At 28.2% G+C, this 24,861-nt stretch carries 22 protein-coding genes and 1 pseudogene; 18 read left to right on the forward strand and 5 right to left on the reverse strand.

The window, feature by feature from the left end; all coding sequences use genetic code 11:
* Positions 1 to 421: 421 nt before the first annotated feature.
* The 3 genes from TVTCOM_RS08880 (at position 422) to TVTCOM_RS08890 (ending at position 4,534) form a co-directional block, all read left to right on the forward strand.
* Positions 422 to 1,759 carry an amidase domain-containing protein gene (locus tag TVTCOM_RS08880; protein WP_434799473.1) on the forward strand — a complete coding sequence of 446 codons (1,338 nt, stop codon included), beginning with the start codon at positions 422 to 424 and terminating at the stop codon, positions 1,757 to 1,759.
* Positions 1,760 to 1,945: 186 nt separating this feature from the next.
* Positions 1,946 to 2,653, forward strand: coding sequence for a hypothetical protein (locus TVTCOM_RS08885; RefSeq protein ID WP_434799474.1), 708 nt, complete (start codon positions 1,946 to 1,948; stop codon positions 2,651 to 2,653).
* A gap of 141 nt (positions 2,654 to 2,794) precedes the next feature.
* The gene (locus TVTCOM_RS08890; RefSeq protein ID WP_434799475.1) at positions 2,795 to 4,534 is read left to right on the forward strand and encodes an ABC-F family ATP-binding cassette domain-containing protein; all 1,740 of its coding nucleotides are present in this window, start codon (positions 2,795 to 2,797) and stop codon (positions 4,532 to 4,534) included.
* Between the two features lie 89 nt (positions 4,535 to 4,623).
* Here the strand turns inward: TVTCOM_RS08890 and TVTCOM_RS08895 are convergent.
* A protein-coding gene (locus TVTCOM_RS08895) for an IS3 family transposase (RefSeq protein WP_434796322.1) occupies positions 4,624 to 6,017 on the reverse strand; the annotation gives its coding sequence in 2 pieces (ribosomal slippage) (positions 4,624 to 5,558 and positions 5,558 to 6,017; 1,395 coding nt in all).
* A gap of 298 nt (positions 6,018 to 6,315) precedes the next feature.
* Between TVTCOM_RS08895 and TVTCOM_RS08900 the strand changes: the two genes are divergently transcribed.
* From TVTCOM_RS08900 to TVTCOM_RS08910, 3 genes are all read left to right on the forward strand, one after another.
* Entirely contained in the window at positions 6,316 to 7,575 is a 1,260-nt protein-coding gene (locus TVTCOM_RS08900) for an IS110 family transposase (protein WP_434796464.1), read from the forward strand.
* Between the two features lie 343 nt (positions 7,576 to 7,918).
* Positions 7,919 to 10,114 carry a catalase/peroxidase HPI gene (katG, locus tag TVTCOM_RS08905; RefSeq protein WP_434799476.1) on the forward strand — a complete coding sequence of 732 codons (2,196 nt, stop codon included), beginning with the start codon at positions 7,919 to 7,921 and terminating at the stop codon, positions 10,112 to 10,114.
* Positions 10,115 to 10,224: 110 nt separating this feature from the next.
* Complete coding sequence (locus TVTCOM_RS08910; protein ID WP_434799477.1) at positions 10,225 to 10,425, forward strand: cold-shock protein; 201 nt, start codon at positions 10,225 to 10,227, stop codon at positions 10,423 to 10,425.
* Positions 10,426 to 10,488: 63 nt separating this feature from the next.
* Here TVTCOM_RS08910 and TVTCOM_RS08915 read toward each other — a convergent pair whose 3' ends face one another.
* Positions 10,489 to 11,382, reverse strand: coding sequence for an AraC family transcriptional regulator (locus TVTCOM_RS08915; protein ID WP_434799478.1), 894 nt, complete (start codon positions 11,380 to 11,382; stop codon positions 10,489 to 10,491).
* Positions 11,383 to 11,485: 103 nt separating this feature from the next.
* Between TVTCOM_RS08915 and TVTCOM_RS08920 the strand changes: the two genes are divergently transcribed.
* From TVTCOM_RS08920 to TVTCOM_RS08965, 10 genes and pseudogenes are all read left to right on the forward strand, one after another.
* The gene (locus tag TVTCOM_RS08920) at positions 11,486 to 12,565 is read left to right on the forward strand and encodes a diaminopropionate ammonia-lyase (RefSeq protein WP_434799479.1); all 1,080 of its coding nucleotides are present in this window, start codon (positions 11,486 to 11,488) and stop codon (positions 12,563 to 12,565) included.
* Positions 12,558 to 13,706, forward strand: a complete 1,149-nt coding sequence (locus tag TVTCOM_RS08925; RefSeq protein ID WP_434799480.1) for a YgeY family selenium metabolism-linked hydrolase — start codon at positions 12,558 to 12,560, stop codon at positions 13,704 to 13,706. Before TVTCOM_RS08920 ends, TVTCOM_RS08925 begins: the two co-directional genes overlap by 8 nt.
* A gap of 295 nt (positions 13,707 to 14,001) precedes the next feature.
* Entirely contained in the window at positions 14,002 to 15,084 is a 1,083-nt protein-coding gene (locus TVTCOM_RS08930; protein ID WP_434799481.1) for an SH3 domain-containing protein, read from the forward strand.
* 305 nt (positions 15,085 to 15,389) lie between these two features.
* Positions 15,390 to 16,238: a hypothetical protein gene (locus TVTCOM_RS08935; RefSeq protein ID WP_434799482.1), complete on the forward strand. Its 849-nt coding sequence runs from the start codon at positions 15,390 to 15,392 to the stop codon at positions 16,236 to 16,238.
* A 223-nt stretch (positions 16,239 to 16,461) separates the two neighbouring features.
* Positions 16,462 to 16,791 carry a DUF1904 domain-containing protein gene (locus tag TVTCOM_RS08940; protein ID WP_039681307.1) on the forward strand — a complete coding sequence of 110 codons (330 nt, stop codon included), beginning with the start codon at positions 16,462 to 16,464 and terminating at the stop codon, positions 16,789 to 16,791.
* Between the two features lie 435 nt (positions 16,792 to 17,226).
* Entirely contained in the window at positions 17,227 to 18,009 is a 783-nt protein-coding gene (locus TVTCOM_RS08945) for an N-acetylmuramoyl-L-alanine amidase family protein (protein WP_434799483.1), read from the forward strand.
* A 21-nt stretch (positions 18,010 to 18,030) separates the two neighbouring features.
* Positions 18,031 to 18,184: pseudogene (locus TVTCOM_RS08950) on the forward strand (IS1595 family transposase); the annotation flags it as partial.
* A gap of 89 nt (positions 18,185 to 18,273) precedes the next feature.
* Positions 18,274 to 18,555, forward strand: a complete 282-nt coding sequence (locus TVTCOM_RS08955) for a hypothetical protein (protein ID WP_434799484.1) — start codon at positions 18,274 to 18,276, stop codon at positions 18,553 to 18,555.
* A 211-nt stretch (positions 18,556 to 18,766) separates the two neighbouring features.
* Positions 18,767 to 19,327 carry a hypothetical protein gene (locus tag TVTCOM_RS08960; protein WP_434799485.1) on the forward strand — a complete coding sequence of 187 codons (561 nt, stop codon included), beginning with the start codon at positions 18,767 to 18,769 and terminating at the stop codon, positions 19,325 to 19,327.
* Positions 19,328 to 19,525: 198 nt separating this feature from the next.
* Complete coding sequence (locus TVTCOM_RS08965; RefSeq protein ID WP_434799486.1) at positions 19,526 to 19,918, forward strand: GNAT family N-acetyltransferase; 393 nt, start codon at positions 19,526 to 19,528, stop codon at positions 19,916 to 19,918.
* Positions 19,919 to 20,012: 94 nt separating this feature from the next.
* Here the strand turns inward: TVTCOM_RS08965 and TVTCOM_RS08970 are convergent, their stop codons facing one another.
* Both TVTCOM_RS08970 and TVTCOM_RS08975 read right to left on the reverse strand, forming a co-directional pair.
* Positions 20,013 to 20,513: an HD domain-containing protein gene (locus TVTCOM_RS08970; protein ID WP_434799487.1), complete on the reverse strand. Its 501-nt coding sequence runs from the start codon at positions 20,511 to 20,513 to the stop codon at positions 20,013 to 20,015.
* The gene (locus TVTCOM_RS08975) at positions 20,513 to 20,986 is read right to left on the reverse strand and encodes a MarR family transcriptional regulator (protein WP_434799488.1); all 474 of its coding nucleotides are present in this window, start codon (positions 20,984 to 20,986) and stop codon (positions 20,513 to 20,515) included. Before TVTCOM_RS08975 ends, TVTCOM_RS08970 begins: the two co-directional genes overlap by 1 nt.
* 372 nt (positions 20,987 to 21,358) lie before the next feature.
* Here TVTCOM_RS08975 and TVTCOM_RS08980 point away from each other — a divergent pair, with 372 nt between their 5' ends.
* Together TVTCOM_RS08980 and TVTCOM_RS08985 are read left to right on the forward strand one after the other, a co-directional pair.
* Complete coding sequence (locus TVTCOM_RS08980; RefSeq protein ID WP_434799489.1) at positions 21,359 to 22,501, forward strand: pyridoxal-phosphate-dependent aminotransferase family protein; 1,143 nt, start codon at positions 21,359 to 21,361, stop codon at positions 22,499 to 22,501.
* 20 nt (positions 22,502 to 22,521) lie between these two features.
* Positions 22,522 to 23,052 carry an ECF transporter S component gene (locus tag TVTCOM_RS08985; RefSeq protein WP_434799490.1) on the forward strand — a complete coding sequence of 177 codons (531 nt, stop codon included), beginning with the start codon at positions 22,522 to 22,524 and terminating at the stop codon, positions 23,050 to 23,052.
* Between the two features lie 297 nt (positions 23,053 to 23,349).
* Here the strand turns inward: TVTCOM_RS08985 and TVTCOM_RS08990 are convergent, their stop codons facing one another.
* Positions 23,350 to 24,774, reverse strand: a complete 1,425-nt coding sequence (locus TVTCOM_RS08990; protein WP_434799491.1) for a beta/gamma crystallin-related protein — start codon at positions 24,772 to 24,774, stop codon at positions 23,350 to 23,352.
* Positions 24,775 to 24,861: the final 87 nt, after the last annotated feature.

Consider the following 24,861-nt stretch of genomic DNA (forward strand, 5'->3'; position numbering starts at 1 on the left):
AGTAAAAAGGAAATTATATACTTGCATATAAATCAAGTAATAAATATAAAAACCTGGAGTTAAATGCTCCAGGTTATTTTTGTATAAAGAGAGCTTATATGTAATTCATAAAAATAGCTAATGTATTAGCAAAGGGTTACACAAATATTTACTGCACCACTTTTGTTATTGGTTACGATTATAAATTTATTGTTTTTGAAATCACACTGTCATATCATATAATGTATTAATTTGCTACACTAAAATGCAATTTAGTATGATTTGTATCTGTATAGATGTTCAAAATACTATAGTTCACATTAAACTTAAGATATTGAAAGGGTATAAGCTTGTTTCAATTTATTTACATTAACTTTTAGTTTGATATAATTAAGTTGATTATGTCGACTTAATCATAATTTGATTTAAAGGGGGCACTAACATGCAATTAAAGAAAAAATCAACTAAAGTTTTTGCATTGGTTCTTTCATCAATAATTATATCATCATCATTTAGTGGAATAGGTAATGCAGCAAAATTAGATGAAACATATAATGACAGTAAGGAAAATGTTGTTGAAAGAGTTAATGAAAAGGAAGGTAAGGAATCAGAAAATCATGAAACCTTAAATGAAAAAGATAATAAAAATCTAGAGGATTTAAGTATTAAGAAATTAACTGAAATTAGAGATAATGAAATTGATAAAAACCTAGAAGGGCTTAAAAAACTTGAATACACAAAAGATGAAATTCAAGAGCGTAAAAAAAATATATTGGATCCTAATTGTAATTTTGGGTTAATTAATTTTATTAATAATAAGTATAAGAATTTGGCAGAAAAAGACAAACTTATAAGGGAAATTAATCTAGTAAAGTATATTGATTCTACAGATGAAATAATGGATGCTGAAGGAGAATATTTTATTGTTACAGATCAAGAATATCAAATAAGTGAATACTTATTAAAAAATGGGAAAAGTTCAGATCTTTCATCCTATAAAAATTTAGAGTTTTTAATTGAGAATATTCAAGATGTATCAGATAATGTAAATTATAATGGAAATGTTGTAGTTGAAATAGTCAATCCTTTAATAAAAAAATCGATTTCAGATTCTCAAAAGGATACTCTAATTAATGAATTAAAAGAAGTTTCTAAAAGTAATAATACAGATGAAGAAATAAAAGATGAAATTCAAAATATTGAAGATTTTAGTGAATTAGATAAAAATAATATTAATAAAGTTTTATTTAGAGCAGCTAAATCAAATATTTCAACAAAAAAAATATTGGCATATGCAAGAAAACATGGTTATACTAATGGATATTATGGTAGCGAAAATAAAATGAACGATGCACCTAAACCATATTATAATTTTCAAAAAAGCTCAAGTGGAGGAGATTGTGCAAACTTTGTTTCACAATGCTTACATGCAGGAGGATATGGGTTTAAAACTGGAGGAGAGTTTCCATGGTATTACTACTCACTTAATAAAAGATCAAGTGCTTGGTGCTATGCAAGGCAATTTAAACTACACTGGATGAGAAGAGTTAAATATGAAACTGTTACTGTTAGAGATACTTTAAGATTCCTTAAACCTGGAACGCCGGTAAGTGTTTGTAAAGGTCAAAGTGGTATGGCGTTCCATACATTAATTGCCACAGATAGACACTCTAATGGGTATAACTTTTCATATGCAGCTCATTCAGATTATGGTGTAAGAACAAATCTACTTAAAAAACTTAAAGATAAACAAATTACATATTATAAAGCTAATTGGTAATGTTGTAGGTATAGAAGTTTTAAGAAATTAATCGTATATTCTAACTATGAATGATTAAAAGTGTTTTATAAATGTATTATAATTTACAAATGTGTTTTGTAGTAAAAGAATTGTAATTGTATTGACATGGAGTTAAGGATATAAAAAGGTCTATATAATTAATTTATTTAAGGAGTGAAAATAAAAATGTTTAAAAATAAAATAGGTTTGATTTTGATTTTAGTTATTTTAGGTATATCAACAATTATATTTGTATATGCTAATAAAAATAATGAAGAGAAAATAACTCAAAGTACTGAAATGTCTAATGAAAAAAAATCATCTGAAAATTTAGAGGAATTGAGCGTTGAAGAATTAACAGAAATTAGGGATAAAGAAATTGATAAAAACCTAGAAGGGCTTAAAAAACTTGAATACACAAAAGATGAAATTCAAGAGCGTAAAAAAAATATATTGGATCCTAATTGTAATTCTGGGTTAATTAATTTTATTAATAATAAATATAAGAATTTGGTAGAAAAAGACAAACTTATAAGAGAAATTAACCTAGTAAAGTATATTGATTCTACAGATGAAATAATGGATGCTGAAGGAGAATACTTTTTTGTTACAGATCAAGAATATCAAATAAGTGAGTATTTATTAAAAAATGGAAGAACCACTGAGATTACATCATATGAAAACATGAAGTTCTTAATTCAAAACATAGAGGATTTGTCAAAGTATATTGATTATGAAAACAGTGAATTACTAGTAACTCTTAATCCTTATAATTCAGAAAATCTTTCAAATGATCAAAAGAAGTCTTTGAATGAAGAATGGAAAAAAGTATATTCAAATAAAAATCTTGATCCAAAACTAAAAAAAGAAATAAAAAGGATTATAAAAGAGTAATTTAATTAAATATAAAATCATTGAAATTAGTTGTAAAAAGTGTTATGCTATCAACAGTAAATTTAAAAAAATGTGTTTATTATATATATTGAAGAGCTTATTTTTATAAGCTCTTTTTAAATGATAAAGAGAGGTAATAATATGATAAAAATTGACAACTTGTCCTACTCATTTCCGCTAAAAGATCTATACAATAAGGTTTCATTTACATTAGAAGAAAATCAACACTGCGCCTTTATAGGAGCAAGTGGTAGTGGAAAAAGTACACTTATAGATATAATTATGGACCCAGAAAGATATATGTTTTATGGTAAGTTAGAAATGGACTCAAACTGTAGAATTGGGTATGTAAGCCAGTTCTCACAAGTAGACAAAACAAAAGAAATTACAGTTTTTGAATATATAGCTGAACCATTTATTAAGCTACAAGATGAAATATCATCTATTTGTAGTGAAATGGAAACTTCTGATGACATTGAAACTTTATTAGAAAAGTACCAAGAAGCCTTAGATGCATTTGAGGCAATTGATGGGGATGATTTTGAAAGCAATATTAATAAAAAACTAAATCTTGCAAATCTAAGCAAGCATAAAGATAGAATGATATCTGAACTTAGTGGTGGGGAATTTAAACTTATTCAAGTAATTAAGGAAATGCTTAATAATCCAGATTTAATGATTATGGATGAACCAGATGTGTTCTTAGATTTTGAAAATCTTAATTCTCTTAAAAATTTAATTAATTCTCACAAAAAAACAATTTTAGTTATTACACACAATAGATATCTATTGAATCATTGTTTTAACAAAATTATTCATCTTGAAAATACGGAAATTCAAGAATTTGATGGAAGATATGTTGATTATAACTTATCTTTACTGCAAACTAAAATCGAGTTACAAGAAATGTCTCTTGCTGATGAAGAAGAAATTGCGAGAAATGAAGTTTTAATTGATATATTAAGAGAGAAAGCAACTTATAATGCTGATGCTTCTAGAGGTAGAGCTTTAAAAGCTAGAGTTAAAATCCAAGAAAGATTAGAAGCAAATAGAATTAAAGCACCATTTGTAGATATTAAACAACCATATATCAACTTAGTTACAAATAATGAAATCGAAGAAACTACTGCTTTGAAAGTTAATGATTACAGTGTAGCTTTTGATGAAGTACTTTTAGAAAATGTTAACTTTGAGATTAAATCTACTGATAAAGTAGCTCTTATTGGTACAAACGGTGTGGGAAAAACTACTTTATTAAAAGAAATATTTAAAAATAATCACCATGCTATTGAAATAAATGAAAACATTGAAGTAGCTTATTTATCTCAAAATCAAGATGAAGTATTAAATGAATCTAATACCATACTTCAAGAATTCTACGACCTAGGATTTGAAACTTATGGTGAGATTAGAAGATACGTTGGAAAATATGGTTTTGATGCAGATATACTTACACAAAATATAAAATCTTTATCTGGTGGAGAAAAGAATATACTTCAATTGGCCAAGGTTTCTGCTAGTAAAGCAAATATGTTGCTAATGGATGAGCCTACAAGTCACTTAGATATTTATTCACAAATGGCTTTAGAAAAAGCTATAGAAGATTATAAAGGTGCTATTTTAATGATTTCTCATGATTATCATTTTATAGTTAACTGTGCAGATTATGTTTTACTGATTGAAGATAAGACAATTAGAAAAATGAGTATGAAAAAATTTAGAAGAATGATTTATGCTAATCATTTTGATAAAGACTATTTAGCAATAGAACAAAAGAGAAAAACAGTTGAAACAGAAGTAGCGTTAGCTTTAGCAGATACTGATTTTGAACGTGCAAGAACTTTATCTGAGGATTTAGAAGAGTTAATAAAGTTACTTTAATAAAAAATCTCAAGGGGTGTATCATTTTGTACTGAGACCCAAAAGTTGGACTTTATACTGGAGTGATGTTTCATTCCAGTATTTTTATTTTATGCAGCTTTTAATTCATATTTCATTCTATAATTTACTGGACTATTCCAGTTTAATTTTTCCTTAATTCTTTCATTATTATAATAGTTAATATATTTTTTTATTGCTATTTCTAACTCTTCAAAACTTCTATAGATTTTTCCATAATACATTTCTTGTTTAATTATGCCAAAGAAATTTTCCATGGGAGAATTATCAAGGCATGTTCCTTTTCGAGACATACTTTGAAATATTTTATTATCTTTAAGTATATTTGTATACTGCTTCATTTGATATATCCATCCTTGATCTGAATGAAAAGTTCTTCGATAAGGACAGTCACTTGTAATAATAATAGCTTCATCCAAAGCATAATTTACAGACTTGAAATCTGGCCTTTCTGATAAACTATATGATAAAATTTCACCATTAAACATGTCTAAAAATGGATCTAAATATGCTTTTTTTATAGTTAATCTACCGTTTTTATTAGTTTCATATATTTTAAATTCCGTTGTATCAGTTGTTATCTTTTGATGTGGAATTGATGTATTAAATCTTCTATTAATTCTATTTTTAGCTACTTTTCCAATTGTACCTTTATATGAATTATACTTACGTGATTTATGAGAAAATGATATACACTTAAGCTCCAGTTTTTTCATAAGTCTCCTAACTTTCTTTTGATTAATAACAATACCAGAATTTTTTAATGTAGATGTAATTCGGCGATAGCCATAATTCTTGTCATTATCTTTGAAGATTTTTTTGATTTTTCCTTCAAGTTCTTCATCTGGATTTTCATCTTCAAATCTTTTTTGCCAATACATATATGTTGATTTAGGAAACTTCGTAGCTTCAAGGATAATAGATAATTTAAATTCTTTACGAAGATCATAGATTATTTTTGCTTCGTATTTGTTTTTAACCTTTCTGGAATATTCATCCCTGAAGCACGCAGCTTTTTTAGAAAAGCAAGCTCCGCTTTTAGTAATTCATTTTCACGTTCTAATTCTTGTTCTCTTGTTAGTTTTTCTTCTTTTTTATTTTTATTCATAGGTGGCATTCCTTTCCTTTTAGACAATTCGTCAACACCACCATTTGAAAATTTCTGCATCCATGCTGATACAAGTGTACTATTATTAATTCCGAAATGGTTAGCGACTTCTTGTGCACTATACTTAGTTATAATCATATAGTTTACAACATCAAGTTTAAGTTGTACAGGATAAGAAGTCTGCTTTTTCTTTGTTTTTAATGCATCTTTACCAAGAGACTTATATACACTCACCCATCTTTGAATTTGTGAAATGTTTGGAATTCCATATTGCCTTGCTATTGATTTATACCCACCTTCTCCATTTAAATATGCTGTTACAACTTTTAATTTAAAGTCGTAATTATATTTAACCATAAAAACTATCATTCCTTTCGCTGTGCTCAAGGCACAAAATTGGATGAAAAATGGTATAATACATACATTTTTCGTTAATAAATCTAATAAGTAAGTAAATATACTACAGAGCACGGCGGGGTAAGTGAGAAAAGTGCCTATCGGCAAATCCGCATAAAAACTTGTGCCGAATATCTATCTAAGTACAAATAATTGTGCCATGAGCACGTAAGTTAATCTTTGTTTTAGCAAAGACCGTTAAAAAACTAGGATATTCAGTCAATGTTTACTTACTTAATTTTTTATTTAAGGTGATAAAATGCTTAAAATTGTTCATCCAGTATGTTGTGGTATTGATGTTCACAAAAAATTTATAGTAGCTACAATTGCTTCTACTAATTCTAAAAATATCACAACATATAAAACTAAAAACTTTCAAACATTTACCCATAATTTAATTGAATTCAAAAACTGGTTATTAAGTAACAATTGTACTGAAATATGCATGGAAAGTACCGGTAAATACTGGTTACCAATCTATAACATTCTTGAAGATACTTGTAATATTACACTTGCAAATCCTAAATTTATAAAAAATATTCCTGGTAAAAAAACTGATAAACGTGATTCTTTATGGATTACAGATTTACACAAGCATGGTCTAGTTAGGGGGAGTTTTATTCCTCCAAAACAAATCAGAGAACTTAGAGATTTAATGAGATACAGAAGTAAATTAGTTAATTTTCGTTCTAGTGAAAAAAACAGAATTCAAAATTCATTAACTGTATCTAACTTAATGATTTCTAGCGTTGTATCTGATACATTTGGTAAATCTTCTTCAGCTATTATTAAATATGCATTGGATCATCCCGAAAAGCTGAATATTGATTATACTGAATTTCTTCATGCTAGACTACTACCTAAAGCTGAAGAAATAAATCTATCTATGCAAGGCAATATATCTAAAGAGCAATCAAGCAAAATGAGAGTTTCATTTAACCATTTTGACTATATAAATAATTGTTTGACCCAACTAGATAATGTAATTTCTATCATTTCTTCAGACTACCAGGATCAAATATCTTTACTTTCTTCCGTACCAGGAATTACACCTAAGTCTGCCGTAGGCATAATTTCTGAAATAGGTGTTGATATGTCTAAATTTGATACATCAAAGCACCTTTGTTCTTGGGCAGGATTAACGCCTCAGAACAATGAAAGTGCAGGAAAAAAGAAAAGTGTTCGTATAAGTCGTGCCGGTTTATATTTAAAACCTTTGCTTGTTCAATGTGCCAATGCAGCTATTAAAGATAAATCATGTCCTTACTTTAAATATAGATATGAATCTATTAAAAAAAGACGTGGACATAAGAGAGCTATAATAGCTATTTCAAGAATGCTACTTACTTGTTGTTACAATATGTTACTAAATAATAAAGAATTTAATTCTTCATTATACGATTCTTACTTAAGTGATTGTGTAAATCAAACTAAATCTATAGATAGGATGATTAAATATCTACAAACTCAAGGATTTGTAGTTCAAACACAAGTTGAAGAATCACTTGGAATTACATGATAATTAACCAGTAAATCAATTTTCCACAAACTCCGTTTTTATTTTTTTTAATATTTAAAGGGAGTTATTTAGTGTGCAATCCCTTCGGGTATCTTTTTTCAAGTTAAACACCCCAATCGTTAGAATCTTGGTCCAACAATTGGGGCGCAGTACATTTTTGATACACCCCTTGAATTATGTTTAATGACAGACAATGAACATAAGTGAAAGTGTACTTACATATTATGTAATAAAATTGTAGAACTTATGTGTTCAGATTTTAATTTTATAAATATAAAATAGTAGTTATTAATTCTGGACTTACATTTAAAACATTAATAAAGTAAAGGAGGGTTATTATTGCATGGGAGAGATGAGATGCCCGTTTACTGGAAGAACTAGAATGTCAAGCAGTCCAACCAACAACATGGATTTGTTGCCTAATAAGTTAAATCTAAACATTCTTCACCAAAACTCTAGTTTAAGTAATCCAATGGGAAGTAATTTTAATTATGCGAAAGAATTTGAAAAACTTGATTATTATGCATTAAAAAAAGATTTATATGATTTGATGACAGATTCAAAGGATTGGTGGCCAGCAGATTTTGGTAATTATGGACCACTATTTATTCGTATGGCATGGCATAGTGCAGGAACTTATAGAGTAGGGGACGGTAGAGGTGGAGCAAGTGATGGAACCCAGAGATTTCCACCAATAGATAGTTGGCCTGATAATGCTAACTTAGATAAAGCTCGTAGGTTACTTTGGCCAATTAAACAAAAATACGGCGATAAAATTTCATGGGCAGATCTTATGATATTAACAGGTAATTGTGCTCTTGAATCAATGGGACTTAAGACATTTGGATTTGGCGGTGGACGTGTGGATGTTTGGGAACCACAAGAGGTTTACTGGGGGTCAGCTGAGGAGATGCTTGGAACTAATAAAATTCCTGGTACAAACGAAATTGAAAATCCACTTGCAGCGGTTCAGATGGGACTTATTTATGTAAATCCAGAAGGACCTGATGGAAAACCAGATCCAGTTGGCTCTGCAAAAGATGTTAGAGAGACATTTGCTCGTATGGCTATGAATGATGAAGAAACTGTGGCACTTGTGGCAGGTGGTCATACATTTGGTAAATGCCATGGAGCAGCTCCAGCCACATATGTTGGGCCTGCACCTGACGTTGCTAATATTGAAGAACAGGGACTTGGCTGGAAGAATGATTATAAAACAGGTAAAGGTATTGATACAATCACTAGTGGACTTGAAGGTGCATGGAAGCCAAATCCAACAAAATGGGATATGGGCTATTTTGAAACATTGTTTAAGTACGAGTGGGAGTTGGTTAAGAGTCCTGCAGGAGCTTATCAATGGTTGGCTAAAGATGTAGCTGAGGAAGATATGATTGTAGATGCACATGACCCATCTATAAATCATCGTCCTATTATGACAACGGCTGATTTAGGTCTTCGATTTGATCCAATATATGAGCCAATTGCTAGAAATTATATGGAAAATCCTGATAAATTTGCTGATGATTTTGCACGTGCTTGGTTTAAATTGACACATCGTGATATGGGTCCTATTTCAAGGTATCTAGGTCCTGAGGTACCCCCAGAGAAACTTATATGGCAAGACCCTGTACCAGAAGTTGATTATGAATTAGTTAATAAAGAAGACATTAAATATCTTAAAAATAAAATTTCAGATTCTAATTTATCAGTATCAGACCTTGTTTATACAGCTTGGTCTTCTGCATCCACATTTAGAGGATCTGATAAACGTGGTGGTGCAAATGGAGCAAGAATTCGTCTACAACCACAGAGATCTTGGGAAGTTAATGAACCAGAGCAATTAGATAATGTTTTACAAATTCTTGAAAAAATACAATCAGACTTTAATTATTTACAGTTAAAGTCAAATAAAATAAATAAGAAGGTATCCTTAGCAGATTTGATTGTACTAGGAGGATGTGCAGGAATTGAAAAAGCGGCAAGAAAAGCAGGATATAAAATCAGAGTTCCTTTCACTCCAGGACGTAGTGACGCATCTCAGGAAGAAACTGATATTCAATCTTTTGCTGTACTTGAGCCAAAAGCAGATGGATTTAGAAACTATGTAAAGCCAGATTATTCAATGATGCAAGACAAATTATTAATTGATCGTGCACAGCTTTTAACCTTGACTGCTCCTGAAATGACAGTATTATTAGGTGGGATGCGTGTGTTAGATATTAACTATAAAAAATCTCAAAATGGTGTTTTTACAAAGAAACCAGAAGCTCTTACAAATGATTTCTTTGTAAATCTTTTAGATATGGATACAGTTTGGCAACCTACTTCCACCGATGAACAAATATTTGAGGGACGTGATAGAGCAACAGGAAAATTAAAGTGGAAAGGAACAAGAGTTGATCTTATTTTTGGATCTAACTCTCAACTTCGCGCCATTGCAGAAGTCTATGCAAGTGAAGGCTCTCAGCGTAAATTCTTAAAGGACTTTGTATGTGCTTGGAATAAAGTAATGAACGCAGATCGTTATGATATATGCTAAGATTAAAATATTTTTCAAAAAAATGCGTAAATTATTACAAAATAGGATACAATTAAATATGTAATAAAAAAATAAAATACTTTTATAAATAAGTTAAGGAGATTTATTAAATGACAAACGGAATAGTAAAATGGTTTAACAATGACAAAGGATTTGGATTTATATCAGTAGAAGGTGGAGATGATGTATTCGCACATTTCTCAGCTATAAAAACTGATGGATACAAAACATTAGAAGAAGGACAAAAAGTTAGCTTTGACATAGTTAAAGGCGCTAGAGGACCTCAAGCTGAAAATATAACTATATTATAATATATATAGATTGTATGAAAAAAGACCCATTGGGTCTTTTTTTAGTATTAGCAACTAATCCACTTATAATCTTGAATTTTTACGATAAACATAAGGAGAAACACCAGTCTTATTTTTAAATTTTTCAATAAAATAACTAGTAGTACCAAAACCACAATTATAAGCAATCTCAGTAACAGAATAATCGCTAGAAACTAAAAGTTTAGTAGCCACAACAAGCCTATAATTAATTAAATACTCAAAAACAGTACACTTCATATGCTTTTTAAATTCTCTACAACAAGCACTTTTAGATAAGTTAGCCACCTTTGCTATATCTTCTAACTGAATTTTTTCCATATAGTGATTATTTATATAGGTAATAATATTTTTTAAGCGTAAACTATTGTAATTTAGTTCCTTTTCCTTAAAATTTTTAAAGTAAAACTCAAAGAAATCCTTCCAAATTTCCAAAAAATTAATAAAAATTTCAAATTCGAATCCAAAGGTTTTGCTGCTAAAAATTTCATAAATATAAGAAAGTTTGTTCAAAATATTTAACTGCCATGAAATATTTTTAGAAAGAATGCAATATTCAATAGATGAATTATTTACATAAGTATCAATATATTTTGTGTTTATTAAACTTCCCATAAAACTAGAAATAAGCTTTGGATGAAAGTCAAAACATATATAGGAACTATCTATATTTTCATAATTTTTAGCTCTATGTATCTGTTGAGAATTTATAAATAAGCCATCACCTTCATTTAATACGACTTGAGATGCATTTATATCAAATACTATACTACCTTTAGTAATTAAACAAAATTGCAATTCATCATGCCAGTGCCAATCAATAAAACCTATAACATTTTTGCTAATATCCGTTGTATAAATTGCAAGGGGAAATTCAAAGGAACCATGATCTGTGGTTTCTTTTTTATTTTCATCAATAATAATATTATATTGTTGCATATTTTATTTTTCCTTCCTATGTCAATATAACGATACAAATTGATTATATTATGATATAGATATTTATAAAAGTCAATATAATTATACTTAAGGAGGTGGGGTAATGAATTCAATAGAGATCATAAAAAACACTAAAACAAAATATTTAAATAATATGGAACTTCCACAGGATTTTGAATCAGTATATAGTTTTCACAAAAGTATGAAAGATTATAAAGTAACACCTTTGCATAATTTAAAATCACTTTCACAAAAACTATCAGTGAAAAGTATATATGTAAAAGATGAATCATATAGATTTGGATTAAACGCTTTTAAAGGACTAGGAGCCAGTTATGCCCTAGAAAAGATTATAAAAGAGGAGAAAAATCCAACTTACACATTTGTTTCTTGCACCGATGGAAATCACGGAAAAGCTTTAGCATGGAGAGCTGAGAGTCTTGGGTATAAGTCAATAATATTTATGCCAAAGGGAAGTGAAGATAGAAGAGTAAAAGCCATAGAAAAATATGGGGCAAAGGTAGTTGTAACAGATATGAATTATGATGACACTGTTAGATATGCTTCTAATTTTGCAAAAGAAAACAATTATTATTTAGTACAAGATACAGCATTACCAGGATATACACAAATACCAAATAATATAGTACTAGGATATTCAACTATGATAAGAGAAGCACTAGATCAAATGAAAGAAAAGCCAACACATATATTTGTTCAAGCAGGTGTTGGAGCCATGGCTGGTGGAGTTCTTTGGTATTTATACAATAAATACGGTGATGAATTGCCTTTTATTGGAGTAATAGAATCAAGTGCAGTGCCTTGTATATATGAATCTGTAAAAGAAAATAAAAATATAACTATTGGTGGTGAACCACATACGGCAATGGCAGGACTTAACTGTGGAGAAGCTAATTTTACTACTTTTCCATTATTAAAAGCTCAGTCAAGTTTCTTTATAAAATGTGAAGATGAAATAACTTTCAAAGGTATGGATAGAGCCAAAAATCCAATAGGAGATGATGTTAATTTCAGTTCTGGTGAGTCTGGAGCTGTAGGACTAGGATTTGTAGAAGAAATACTTTCCAATATGAATTATGAAAAAATAAAAAATCAACTAGAATTTGATGAAAATTCTGTAATACTAGTATTTAATACAGAGGGAGTGGTTAAAGGTGAGTAAAGCATCAGATTTAATAAAATTTGTACAAAAGTCAGTTCAAACTAGAAGCTATACAGACGAAGAGGGGAATTTTGCAAACTTAATAAAATCAGAAATGGAAAAATTAGGTTTTGACCAGGTATTTATAGATTCAACAGGAAATGTAGTTGGAAAAATAGGTAATGGACCTAAAATCATACACTTTGATTCTCATATGGATACTGTTGAAGTAAATGATGAAAAAGACTGGCAACAACCACCTTTTTCAGGAAATATAGTAGATGGATATTTATGGGGAAGAGGTAGCGTAGATATGAAATCATCTTTGTGTGCAAGTATTTATGCTGCTGTAGCTGCAAGAGATAAGGGCTATATAGATGGAAAAACCATATATGTAACAGGAACAGTATGCGAAGAATATTGTGATGGTGAAAATTTAAAACATTTATATGAAGAATTATCTTTAAGACCTGATTATTGCATTATTTGTGAGCCAAGCAACAACGTAATAACTTTAGGACATAAGGGTAAAGCGCAAATAAGAATAAAAACTTATGGAGTATCATCTCATGGTTCAGCACCAGAAAAAGGTGTAAATGCAGTTTATGAAATGACTGAAATAATATCAAGAGTTGATGAATTAAATAAATCATTATACAAAGAAAACAAGCCACATGGCACAATAGTTTTATCGGATATTTCTTGTGTAAGTGCATCATTAAATGCAGTACCAAGTGAATGTTCTATTTATCTAGATAGAAGATTAGCTCTTGGAGACACATTGGAACAAGTAAAAGGAGAAATGGATGAGCTTATAAAAAATAAAAATGCATCATGGGAAGTGGGAACGCTATATCATACTACTTGGAATAATAAAAAACTAGAGTACCAACCAATGCACGATCCTTGGAAAATTGAAAAAAATCATATATTAACTAAATCTTTGATAAAAGCTTATGAAGATGTATATAAAAAAGAGCCTGAAGAATTTGATTTCTGGGATTTTGGAACAAACGCTATAACACCTGTAGCCATGGGGATACCAACAATTGGATTTGGAGCAGGAGAATACAAATTAGCACATATGGTAGACGAAAGATGCAAAGTTGAAAAAATAGAAGAAGCATGCCAAGTATATTGCAATTTAATAAAAGAATTATAAAATCAAATTAAAACAGAAAAAGAGTTATTTTATAAAAGTTACAAAAGTTACAAAAAAGAAAAAATAAAAAAATATATATAAATTGCTTGGGTGTTGAAAATGCTGGGTTTGAACTGTATAAAATTAGAAATAAAACATATATTTTGTTAACGGTTTGTAATTATTTTACAAAAAACACTTCCAAAAGTTACAAAGTTGTAATAATATATAAGTATAGATTTAAAATTTAAGTGATTAAAGGCACAATATTTTATTTAGAAAGATTATTCTATAAAACAATATTGGAGGAAAATATATGTTAAAAAATACTTTAAAAACAACAGCTTTTGTATCGATGGCAATGGCACTAGGGGCTGGTGCTTCTGTTGAATCTCAAGCTGCAACAGTAAAGGAAAACTTAAACCTTAGAGAGGGTGCATCTACTGAACATAACGTTCAAGAAGTACTTAAGCAAGGGCAAAATATAAAAATATTATCAGAGTCAAATGGTTGGTACAAAGTTAAAACTTCAGATGATAAAACAGGTTGGTCATATGGTAAATACATAGATGCTTCAAAAGAGGAAAAGGAAGAAGCAAGTGCTATTCCAGGAACAGTAACAGAATATTTGAATTTCAGAAAAGGTCCATCACTTGAAGATGAAATAATTAATGTTCATGAAAAGGGAGCAAGTGTAAAAGTTTTATCAAAAAAAGGTGACTGGTACAAAGTTAAGACTTCAGATGGTAAAGTAGGCTGGTCATATAGAAAATATATAAAAGTATCAGATGCTAAATTTGCATGGTCAGAAAGTGATGCTAATGGAACTTTAAAAGACAATGCTAATATGAGAAAAGGAGCATCAACTAATTATAATATTATAAAAGTTTTATATGAAGGAGAAAAGGTAAAAGTAATATCATCATTAGATGGATGGTATAAACTTCAAACTTCAGATGGAAAAACAGGATGGGTACATAGTTCACATATAGATACTGATGTGGCTTTAATGACATGGAATAAAACTTCAAATAGTTCTAATTCAAAGGTATCATCAAGCACAAAAATATCATCAAGTACAAAAGAATCATCACAAGATAAATTATCAGGTTCAGAAGTTTCATCTTCATCAAAGAAAAGTATAGTAGTATCAGCTACAGCTTATAGTGGAGATGGTATAACTGCAACAGGAACAAAACCTCAATGGGGAACAATAGCTGTAGACCCAAGTGTTATTCCTTATGGAACAAAAGTTTATATACCTAGATTTGGAAAAATATTCATTGCAGAAGACACTGGTGGAGGAATAAAAGGAAATAAGATAGATATATTTATGAATTCAGACTCACAGAGCAATAGCTGGGGAGTTAGAAATATATCTATACAAATAATAGACTAATATAAATTAAAAGGATGTATGGTTGCTAGTGTTAGTATACCGAGCATTGATGTAGATAAAGTAGATATGTAATTAATGGAGCCAGGTACTAAATGTATCTGGTTCTTTTTTATTGTAAAAGTCTATGTTAGTTTTCTTCGTGGAGTATCACATATATAAACTCCAAATGCAGGATATTCCCATTCCTCCATTATGTAACTCTCATTAATTCTATATATGAATTAGGTAATTTATATTTAAGTTCACTCTCAACAGTTTTTATTTCTTATATTCCAATGCTATACTAATAAAAAGGGGAAGAACACATGAAAAAAATAATTATATTAATTTCCGTATTGACTTGTATTTTTATATCAGGATGTAATATGCAAGGAAAGGAAAAAGTAGAATCTTTAGGAGATGCTTATTTTTACCTTCTTGATAAAGCAGAAAATGAAGAAGACATAGGAATAGATGATGTAAAAAAACTATTAAAAGATTATGAGTTCAAGATTTTAGACCATTCAGAAATTCATGATGTAAAGGGTGAAAAATCCTATGAGTATATCTTTACTGGCGATGATAATGAATATCTTAGTGTAAGTTTCATTGTTTCGGGAAGTAAAGAAACTATTGATTTTCTTACACATAGCTTATATGATGATGCCATAATTTTAATGTCTATTAAAGGAGAAAAACAATGGAATTATAGTATTGATACTTCTAAACTTGATAGGTCTAGTTATAAAAAAATACTAGGAGAAATAAATGAGCTAGGTATTTCCATACAAAGGAAAGAAAATCAATATTCCTTAGAGGATGCTTGTTATTATATTATAGATAAAGTAAATAATAATGAAGATGTTAAAATTGATGATATTAAAAAATTATTAAAGGATTATAGATTTGAATCAGAGTTTATGGAAGAGATTCCTGAAGACAACACAAAAATATATAATTATACCTTTAGGAATGGTGATATAGAAAAAATTATAATAGATACTTATGAAATAAATAATAAAGAGGCTATTTCAAATATAATGCATTTTATAAGTAAGGATCCTGAATTAGTACTATCTTTTGGAATTCAAGATTCTAATCTTTCTGTTAGTTATAATACAAATGATAAAACTAATTATAAAAAAACGTGGGATATAATAAATAAAATAAACTAAAAATAAAAAAGAGTGCAGTTCTTGACGGTTTGTGTCAAGAACTAATAAAGACATCATCATAATAGTATGGAAGTAATATACTCTCTTTATTGTATTTACTAGCCCTTTTGTTATTTTTTAATAATTTGTTATAATATATCTATTACAAGATTGCCTATATGGGAAACATAGTCTAAATAGTAAAATAAATATAAGTAATAAATTCAACAACAGGAGGAAAGTTATGCCACAAATAAAAGTAAGAGGAATAAATGAAAACGACATCTGCAAGATAAGTGAAAAGATGATTGATGAATTAGTAGAAGCAGTAAAATGCCCAAGAGATTATTTTGAAATAGAATGTATAAAGTCTGTTGCTATAAGAAATGGTAAGATAGCAGATGTATATCCATTTGTAGAAGTAGCTTGGTTTGATAGAGGTCAAGAGGTGCAAGATACAGTAGCTAAAATAATCACTAACAATATAAGAGAAAATCTAAATATAGAAAGTATGGATTTAGCTTTTACAGTTTTTGAAAAAGAGAAGTATTATGAAAATGGAGAGCACTTCTAAGAAATTGTAAATATGTTAACTAAAAAGTTATATTACTTTATTTATATAGAATTATCAAATATTGATTAATATAATAAAAAAGTTTTAACTTAGTATTTAATGTATAGTTGTTGTATTATAATCATATCTGAGTTACATAATAAACTTAATAGTTGAAAATTCACATAACCCAGGTATACACAAAAATGTGTATACCTTTTTTGTATTATACATATCTAGCTTTGTACCATGTTTAATTCATTGTACTTCTACTATAAATACTACATTTATTGTAAAATATGAAATGAATGTTCATACAATGGTGTAGAAGAAAAATATGGCCTTGTTTTTGATTTTACAATACAATAAAGATATTACTTCACGAAGTTACAAAGTTTTATATTTAAAATATATAGAATATAAATAAAGAGTAAATAAAAAAGGGGGGGAGAGAATATGAAAAAGAAAATTGTTTTATTATTTGTGGTCGTAAGCATGTTAGCTTTGATTACTGGCTGCGTTAGAATTAATTCCAGGGAAAATAAGGATGTTGAAACAAATAAAGTAGAAGATACACAAGATGATAAAAATAATGACTCTGATAAAGATAATAATTCAAAGATTACTATAGTTATAGATCCAGGTCATTCATCAACAGGAACATCAGGAAATGAACCAGTATCACCAAACTCTTCTACAACAAAATTAAAAGATGGCTTAGGAGCAACAGGATTATATACAAATATACCAGAGCACAAAACTACTATGTCAGTGGCATCATTACTAAAAAAGGAACTACAGTCAAAGGGATATAATGTAGTTTTAACTAAAAATGATGTGGCAGAGTCTAAAAGTAATATAGAAAGAGCTGAAGTTGGTAACAAAAATAATGCTGATTTAGTAGTAAGAATCCATGCAGATTCTTGTGAAGATAATAGTGTGAATGGTGCATCTATGCATGTTCCAGCCAATAATGAATACACATCAAGTTTTTATAAAATTAGTAAATCTTATGGAACAACAATACTTAATACATATGTGAAGGAAGTAGGTATAAAGAGTAGAGGGGTTATAGAAAGAGATGATTTGACAGGATTTAATTGGTCTAAAGTGCCTGTTGTTTTGATAGAGATGGGATTCTTGTCTAATAAGGAAGATGATGAGTTTGTTAGTAATACAGAAAATCATCCTATAATAGCAAAAGCTATAGCTGATGGAATTTATAAATGTTTTGAATAATGAAGTTGTTTATTTATATAAATATCAAACTATATGAAGTGGTTTAAGTGGATAAGAACATTTGAAACAGATAGAGATTATATTAAAACTAAGAATTTTATTGTACAAAGTAATGTGGTATACTCCTACACTAAGAATGAAGGATTTCAAATTAAGAACGCTACAGTTTATGTAACTAATAATAAATGAGTTAAAAGAATGCTATAATAAAAATAAGTACGCAATCGTTATATAATGCGAAAAAGATACAAAGGGGATAAAATGATGAAGACGATAATACTTATAATATCAGCTTCTATATCAATGATTATGTTTGATAAATTAAACTCCAAATATGATTTCTTTAAAGATATGCGAAGTAAAATAAAGGATTTAAATGAGAAAAAAGAAAATAAATTAAGAATAAGTTCTTATGTATTAATACTTATAATATATGGAATTATGCAAAACACTAAGATGAATATAATAGTACAAGGATTAATTTTTGGACTATTGCTTTCATTTAGAGAAATATGCTTTAAAAAGGATTCAAATACACAATCTTAATATATTGAGAAGAAAGAGAGTATTAGCCTAATACCCTTATTTTTTATGCTTAAAAAATTACAAACATAAATTATTTATAAACTTCTTAGGACTATGATCAATGTTAGAATAGTTATATATTAAGAATTGAAGAAGGGGAGAAAGGAATTTGTAAATTAAATTTTAATTATAATAAAAAATTAAAATTTATTATGTAGGGGGAACATTTTAGATGAAAAAAATAAGCATAATATCATTAATAATAGTATTAATACTTTCAATAAGTGGATGTAATAAAGAAAATGACTTATGGTATGGGGAAGTAGAAGGTAATAAATATATAAATAAAAAGTTTTCTTTTGAAATGGATATTCCTGATGAATGGAAAGTTAAGGAAGATATAGAAAATATGAATGAAGAAGTTAATAATTTAGAAGATTTAGAAGAAGTAACTATTTGTATTATGTCTTCTAAATTTAGTAATCAAGGGATAAAAGTGGATAAACATTTAGTAATAGGGGAAGGGATGAGTATACGAGTTATTAATAAAGACGAAAAAATTAATGATTATATAGATAAAGTTTACAATATCGACTTTGGGGATGATTCTGCTAATATTCAAAATATAGAAACTAAAGATGTGAATGGTAAGGAGTTTACAATTATTGAATTTAAAAACAATATAGTATATTTAATCAAAATAGAAAATAAGATTTTCGATTTTAATACAGTGTATTTAAATGATTCACAGAAAGAAATAATAAGAGCTATGAATTCTATAAAATTTAAATAAACTAAAGATATAATTTTCATTATAAATATAAAAAATAAATTACAATTTGGAGGGGACATTTGGTGAACAATCGTTATATATAATGGAAAATAAAGATTATTTTAATATTATATAAATATAAATTTGAAGAGATAAATGGTTTTTATATATTAAGGATTAAGTATTATCAATATCTAATTTAGAAAGGTTTTTTAAATAATGTTTTATATTTCAAAAGATAAAGATAGGATTCAATTCCAAAATGTAAATGATATGCTAGGTATGACTTACTGGGCAAATAATCGCAGTGAAGATAAAATAAGAAAATCAATAGAAAACTCTATATGCTATGGTGCATATTTAAAAGATAATAATAAGCAAATTGGATTTGCAAGAGTTGTTACTGACTATGCAACAGTTTATTATATTTGTGATGTAATTGTGGATGAAAATTATCGTGGAAATAGTATAGGTAAAGCTCTTATGGAAACAATTGTAAATGATAAGGAATTACAAGACATGAAAGGGATGTTAGTAACTGAGGATGCACATGGACTCTATGAACAGTATGGTTTTTCAAAAGATGAAAATATATTTATGTGCAAAAGATAATAATACCTTAAAAATTAAAATAGCTTTACCTTGAGTATTATATTTTAAATACTATGGTAAAGCTATTTTTTATTTATACTTATCAAAAAATATCTTAGGCCATAATAAGAGATTCATATGCTAATTTATGACCACTTTCAGTTTTAAAGTTATTATCAATAAGTTTCTTTAATTTTTCTTGGCTGTTTTTTGAATCTAATTTTTTTAAAGCCTCTAAGAAGTCTGCTTCCCATATTATTTGAAAGTCTCTGTTATCAATAGCGCTAAACGTATGATGATGACCTATTATATGACAGATTCTATCAATTTCATCTGTAGTTAAATCTTCATCAAAAAGTAATTCTTTGGCAGCGGATGGACCTTCTTTTTCTTGATATGGACCACTTGTGTTATTGTATTTCGCTTTAGCATTAATCATACCTATATCATGAAGAATAGCAGTTAGTTCAATAATCTCCCTCTCCTCTCCTACTATTTTTTCACCATCCATTATTACCTCTGCATTATGTAGAACATTTAATGCATGATATATTTCTGTTGGTATAGTGTTTTCAAATGATGATTTCATTTTGTTCATTACTGATTCTTTACTCATTATAATTCTCCTTTATTTTTATTCTCTGATAATTCCTCAATTTGTTCTTGCATATACTCGTTAAAGGAAATAATAAAGTTGGATATTTCTTTTAATTTGTTGCTATCAAATTGACTTAAAAATTTATTGTCTCTTTCTAACCACAATTTATGTCTCTTATCATGTTCTTCATATAAAAATTGACCTTTTACAGTTAATTTAAAAAATACTTTTTGTTTATTACTAGGAATTGAATAAGGCTCAATTGCTTCTTCTTTTATTAACCTCTTTGTTATTTTGCTTATTGCACCTTTTGTCATTTTAAGATGTTTTGCAATTTCTGTTACATTAGGATTTTCTAAATCTCCAATGGCTTCAATAGTATGAATTTCGGAAGTTCCATACTCATGTAACTTTTCGTTTTCTGTTAATTTTGCTAGTAAATCTTGTTTTTCTAAAAACTCTGCAATTTGATCTAATAATAAATTATTCATAATACCTCCTTGTTTCCTTGTAAACAAGTATAACAAAAACTTGTTTCCTTGTAAACAAATTTAAAATAAGTAAGTAAAAAACTAAAAGAAATTAAGATTACTTTAGTTCACAATTTTAATCTAATGCAAACGAAAAAGTAGGAGTATATCAATACTATATTGAAACATAGCCAAATAATAAAATATAAAAAGTTGCATATCAGATTGATATAAGCAGCTTTTTTTGTGTATTCACTATGGATTTTTATGCACTTATTTATACTTTTATTGCAAATGTACTAATACAATTCTTGAAAAAAGTGAAATTGTATCACATAAATAGAAAAATCATATATAATTACTTCATAAGTATTTTAACAAGGAGAGGAAATTATGAACAATAAAAATGTATATATGCCAGGACCAAGTAATGTTAGGGAAAATGTAAGACAAGCAAGAAGTATAAAAACTACAAATCCAGATGTGGATGCTGATTTTGTGGAATTTTATAAGAACACTTGTGATAAAATGGCAAAAATAATAAACACTAAAAATGACGTATACATACTAAGTGGAGAAGGTATACTGGGTTTAGAAGCAGCATGTGCATCATTGACAGAGAAAAACGATAGAGTTTTAGTTATAGATAATGGAATATTTGGAAAAGGTTTTGAGGATTTTGTAACTATGTATGGTGGGGAAGCTGTACTTTTTAGCAAAAGTTATAAAAAAGCTATAGATGTAGAAGAATTAGAAAGATTTTTAGAAAAAGACCATGATTTTAAATATGCAACTATAGTACACTGTGATACACCAACGGGAGTTTTAAATGATTTAAGTAAAATATGTCCATTACTTAAAAAGTACAACATACTTACTGTTGTAGATTCAGTGGCAGCCATGGTTGGAGAAAAACTTTTAGTAGATGATTGGCAAATAGATATAGTACTTGGTGGATCTCAAAAAGCCATATCAGCTCAACCGGGTCTTAGTATAGTAAGCGTAAGTGAAGATGCTAAAAATAGTATGAAAAATAGAAAAAGTAAAATAATAGGTTTTTACTGCAACTTAACAATATGGGAAGATTACTATGAACAAAAATATTTCCCATATACAATGCCTATAAGTGACATTATAAGTTTAGATAGAGCTTTGGAAAATATATTAGAAGAAGGAACAGAAAATACAATAAAAAGACATGAAAAAGTTGCAAAAGCTACAAGAGAAGCACTTAAAGAATATGGTGGAGAGTTATTTTTAGATAGTGGATACTCTAATACGGTAACAGCACTAGTTATACCTGAAAATATAGGAGCTTTAAATTTAACTAAGCATATACGTGAAAAATACAACACTATAATAGGAACATCACTGGGAGAATATGTGGATAAATTACTTAGAATTGGCCACATGGGAGAAAATGCAAAATTAGATAAAATAATATATATATTGGATATTTTAGATAATAGTTTAAAAGATTTAGGTTTCCAAGGAAATGGATCTTTAGTAAGTTTGTTTAATAAATACTACAAATAAATATGTGTGGGGGATATAAAATGCAAATATCAAATGAAGTTAGAAAAAATATAGGAACTAGAGATTTAGTAGAAACTGCTTTGCTTATAGCATTGGTATTTATAGCAACAAGGTTTATTAACATAAGACTGCCAATAGCATCAAGTGGAGGATTAGTACACTTAGGAAATACAATGTTATTTATTTCATCAATTGTATTTGGTAAGAAAAAAGGTGCTTTAGCTGGTGCTTTTGGTATGGGCTTATTTGATCTACTGTCAGAATGGGCAATGTGGGCACCCTTTACATTTATAGTTAGAGGAATAATGGGATATATTATAGGAAGTATTGCCTGGTCTAACAACAAAAAAGGAAACAGTGTTTTAACTAATGTTTTTGCCATAATAGTGTCAGGTATTTGGATGATATTTGGTTATTATGTAACAGAGATAGTGTTATATGGAAACTATATACAGCCTTTATCATCTGTGCCAGGAAATATTACTCAAATAGTTATAGGGTTAATTATAGGTGTTCCAGTGGCGAAGGTTGTTAAGAAATATATTAGATAAAGTTAAAGTGCTTGTTGTTTTGATAAAGATTGAATTTTTGTCTACCAAAGAATCTCTTTAAGTAACTAAAAGTAATGGTGTAACAAAAATAACTTTAAAACCCAATAATTATCTAAAATGAACCTATATACAAAATAAATCGAAAGTTCATCAGTAACAATAATAGTATTAGGAAATGAATTTGTAGATAGATATGACGAAAGCAGAATTCATAATGAAAACTATTAAAAATGTATAATTTAAAAATAAAAAAGATATTATCATATTACCATGATAATATCTTTTTTGTTTAGACTATTAACCTCGGAAAGTCACAATTATAGAAGAAACTTTATCATTAAAATAATCCCCAATATAAGGCACATCATTTCTTAAAGTCACATAGTTACCTTTAAAATTAGCATCCTCATAGAGTCTAACAACAAATCCCCTAGGAATTTTTATAGAGCTTAAGGTATCATTACCAATAGAAAGTTGATTGATATTATAATAACCAGGTTTTAGTTGTTGAACATTACCTTGATAATTAGCATCAGAATAAATTCGAACAGTATTAGTTGATAGTTTTTCAACAATTATAGAAGAAGTTTTATCATTAAAATAATCGCCGATATAAGGAGTATCCTTAGTTATTGTCATAGAATCACCCTTAAAATTAGCATCAGAATAAAGAGTGACAGAAAAACCTTGAGGAACTTTAATAGAACTTAATGTATCATTACCAATAGAAAGCTGGTTAATATTATAGTTGCCAGGTGTTAGTTGTTGAACATTACCTTGATAATTAGCATCAGAATAAATTTGAACAGCATTAGTTGATAGTTTTTCAACAATTATAGAAGAAGTTTTATCATTAAAATTATCGCCGATATAAGGAGTATCCTTAGTTATTGTCATAGAATCACCCTTAAAATTAGCATCAGAATAAAGAGTGACAGAAAAACCTTGAGGAACTTTAATAGAACTTAATGTATCATTACCAATAGAAAGCTGGTTAATATTATAGTTGCCAGGTGTTAGTTGTTGAACATTACCTTGATAATTAGCATCAGAATAAATTTGAACAGCATTAGTTGATAGTTTTTCAACAATTATAGAAGAAGTTTTATCATTAAAATTATCGCCAATATAAGGAGTATCGCTAGTTATTGTCACAGAATCACCCTTAAAATTAGCATCAGAATAAAGAGTGACAGAAAAACCTTGAGGAACTTTAATAGAACTTAATGTATCATTACCAATAGAAAGCTGGTTAATATTATAGTTGCCAGGTGTTAGTTGTTGAACATTACCTTGATAATTAGCATCAGAGTAAATGCTTACAACGGGAGCTCTAGTACTAGAAATAACTTGTTTGATTTTAAATAAAGAACCTGTATCTTTAGAACGGTTAGAATATCTTAATATAGAATTACTATCAATATAAAGATAATTATTATTAGAGATTAGATAGGTATCTTTTTGATTTATAAATGATAGATCAATTAAAGAAGCATCATTTATATCTACAACATCAGCTCTAACAGTATAATCATCACATAATCTAACAAAATAACCATCTTCAGATTTCAAAATCATTTTATTAGGATAATATGGATTGATATAAAAAGAAGTAGGTGACTTACTATCAAACTTTAAAGTTCTAGTATCTGAATCTACACTTAAATAAGTATTATATTTTGATGATTTTATAGATATAAGATTAGTATTTTTTTTTTGCATAAAATATCCCCCTTGTAAAAAGCAAAAATATATTATATTTTTAATATACTATATAGATACATTATGATATAAACTATATAGTTGTGA

This window comes from Terrisporobacter vanillatitrophus, assembly GCF_051148895.1.
GTDB lineage: Bacteria > Bacillota > Clostridia > Peptostreptococcales > Peptostreptococcaceae > Terrisporobacter > Terrisporobacter vanillatitrophus.

Excerpts from the sequence above, each read along its gene's own strand:
- TVTCOM_RS08885 (WP_434799474.1), top strand. The coding sequence starts at position 1,946 with ATGTTTAAAAATAAAATAGGTTTGATTTTGATTTTAGTTATTTTAGGT.
- TVTCOM_RS08930 (WP_434799481.1), top strand. The coding sequence starts at position 14,002 with ATGTTAAAAAATACTTTAAAAACAACAGCTTTTGTATCGATGGCAATG.
- TVTCOM_RS08975 (WP_434799488.1), bottom strand. The coding sequence starts at position 20,986 with ATGAATAATTTATTATTAGATCAAATTGCAGAGTTTTTAGAAAAACAA.
- TVTCOM_RS08965 (WP_434799486.1), top strand. The coding sequence starts at position 19,526 with ATGTTTTATATTTCAAAAGATAAAGATAGGATTCAATTCCAAAATGTA.
- katG (WP_434799476.1), top strand. The coding sequence starts at position 7,919 with ATGGGAGAGATGAGATGCCCGTTTACTGGAAGAACTAGAATGTCAAGC.
- TVTCOM_RS08940 (WP_039681307.1), top strand. The coding sequence starts at position 16,462 with ATGCCACAAATAAAAGTAAGAGGAATAAATGAAAACGACATCTGCAAG.
- TVTCOM_RS08970 (WP_434799487.1), bottom strand. The coding sequence starts at position 20,513 with ATGAGTAAAGAATCAGTAATGAACAAAATGAAATCATCATTTGAAAAC.
- TVTCOM_RS08900 (WP_434796464.1), top strand. The coding sequence starts at position 6,316 with ATGCTTAAAATTGTTCATCCAGTATGTTGTGGTATTGATGTTCACAAA.
- TVTCOM_RS08980 (WP_434799489.1), top strand. The coding sequence starts at position 21,359 with ATGAACAATAAAAATGTATATATGCCAGGACCAAGTAATGTTAGGGAA.
- TVTCOM_RS08990 (WP_434799491.1), bottom strand. The coding sequence starts at position 24,774 with ATGCAAAAAAAAAATACTAATCTTATATCTATAAAATCATCAAAATAT.
- TVTCOM_RS08915 (WP_434799478.1), bottom strand. The coding sequence starts at position 11,382 with ATGCAACAATATAATATTATTATTGATGAAAATAAAAAAGAAACCACA.
- TVTCOM_RS08935 (WP_434799482.1), top strand. The coding sequence starts at position 15,390 with ATGAAAAAAATAATTATATTAATTTCCGTATTGACTTGTATTTTTATA.
- TVTCOM_RS08890 (WP_434799475.1), top strand. The coding sequence starts at position 2,795 with ATGATAAAAATTGACAACTTGTCCTACTCATTTCCGCTAAAAGATCTA.
- TVTCOM_RS08960 (WP_434799485.1), top strand. The coding sequence starts at position 18,767 with ATGAAAAAAATAAGCATAATATCATTAATAATAGTATTAATACTTTCA.
- TVTCOM_RS08910 (WP_434799477.1), top strand. The coding sequence starts at position 10,225 with ATGACAAACGGAATAGTAAAATGGTTTAACAATGACAAAGGATTTGGA.
- TVTCOM_RS08945 (WP_434799483.1), top strand. The coding sequence starts at position 17,227 with ATGAAAAAGAAAATTGTTTTATTATTTGTGGTCGTAAGCATGTTAGCT.
- TVTCOM_RS08985 (WP_434799490.1), top strand. The coding sequence starts at position 22,522 with ATGCAAATATCAAATGAAGTTAGAAAAAATATAGGAACTAGAGATTTA.
- TVTCOM_RS08880 (WP_434799473.1), top strand. The coding sequence starts at position 422 with ATGCAATTAAAGAAAAAATCAACTAAAGTTTTTGCATTGGTTCTTTCA.
- TVTCOM_RS08955 (WP_434799484.1), top strand. The coding sequence starts at position 18,274 with ATGAAGACGATAATACTTATAATATCAGCTTCTATATCAATGATTATG.
- TVTCOM_RS08920 (WP_434799479.1), top strand. The coding sequence starts at position 11,486 with ATGAATTCAATAGAGATCATAAAAAACACTAAAACAAAATATTTAAAT.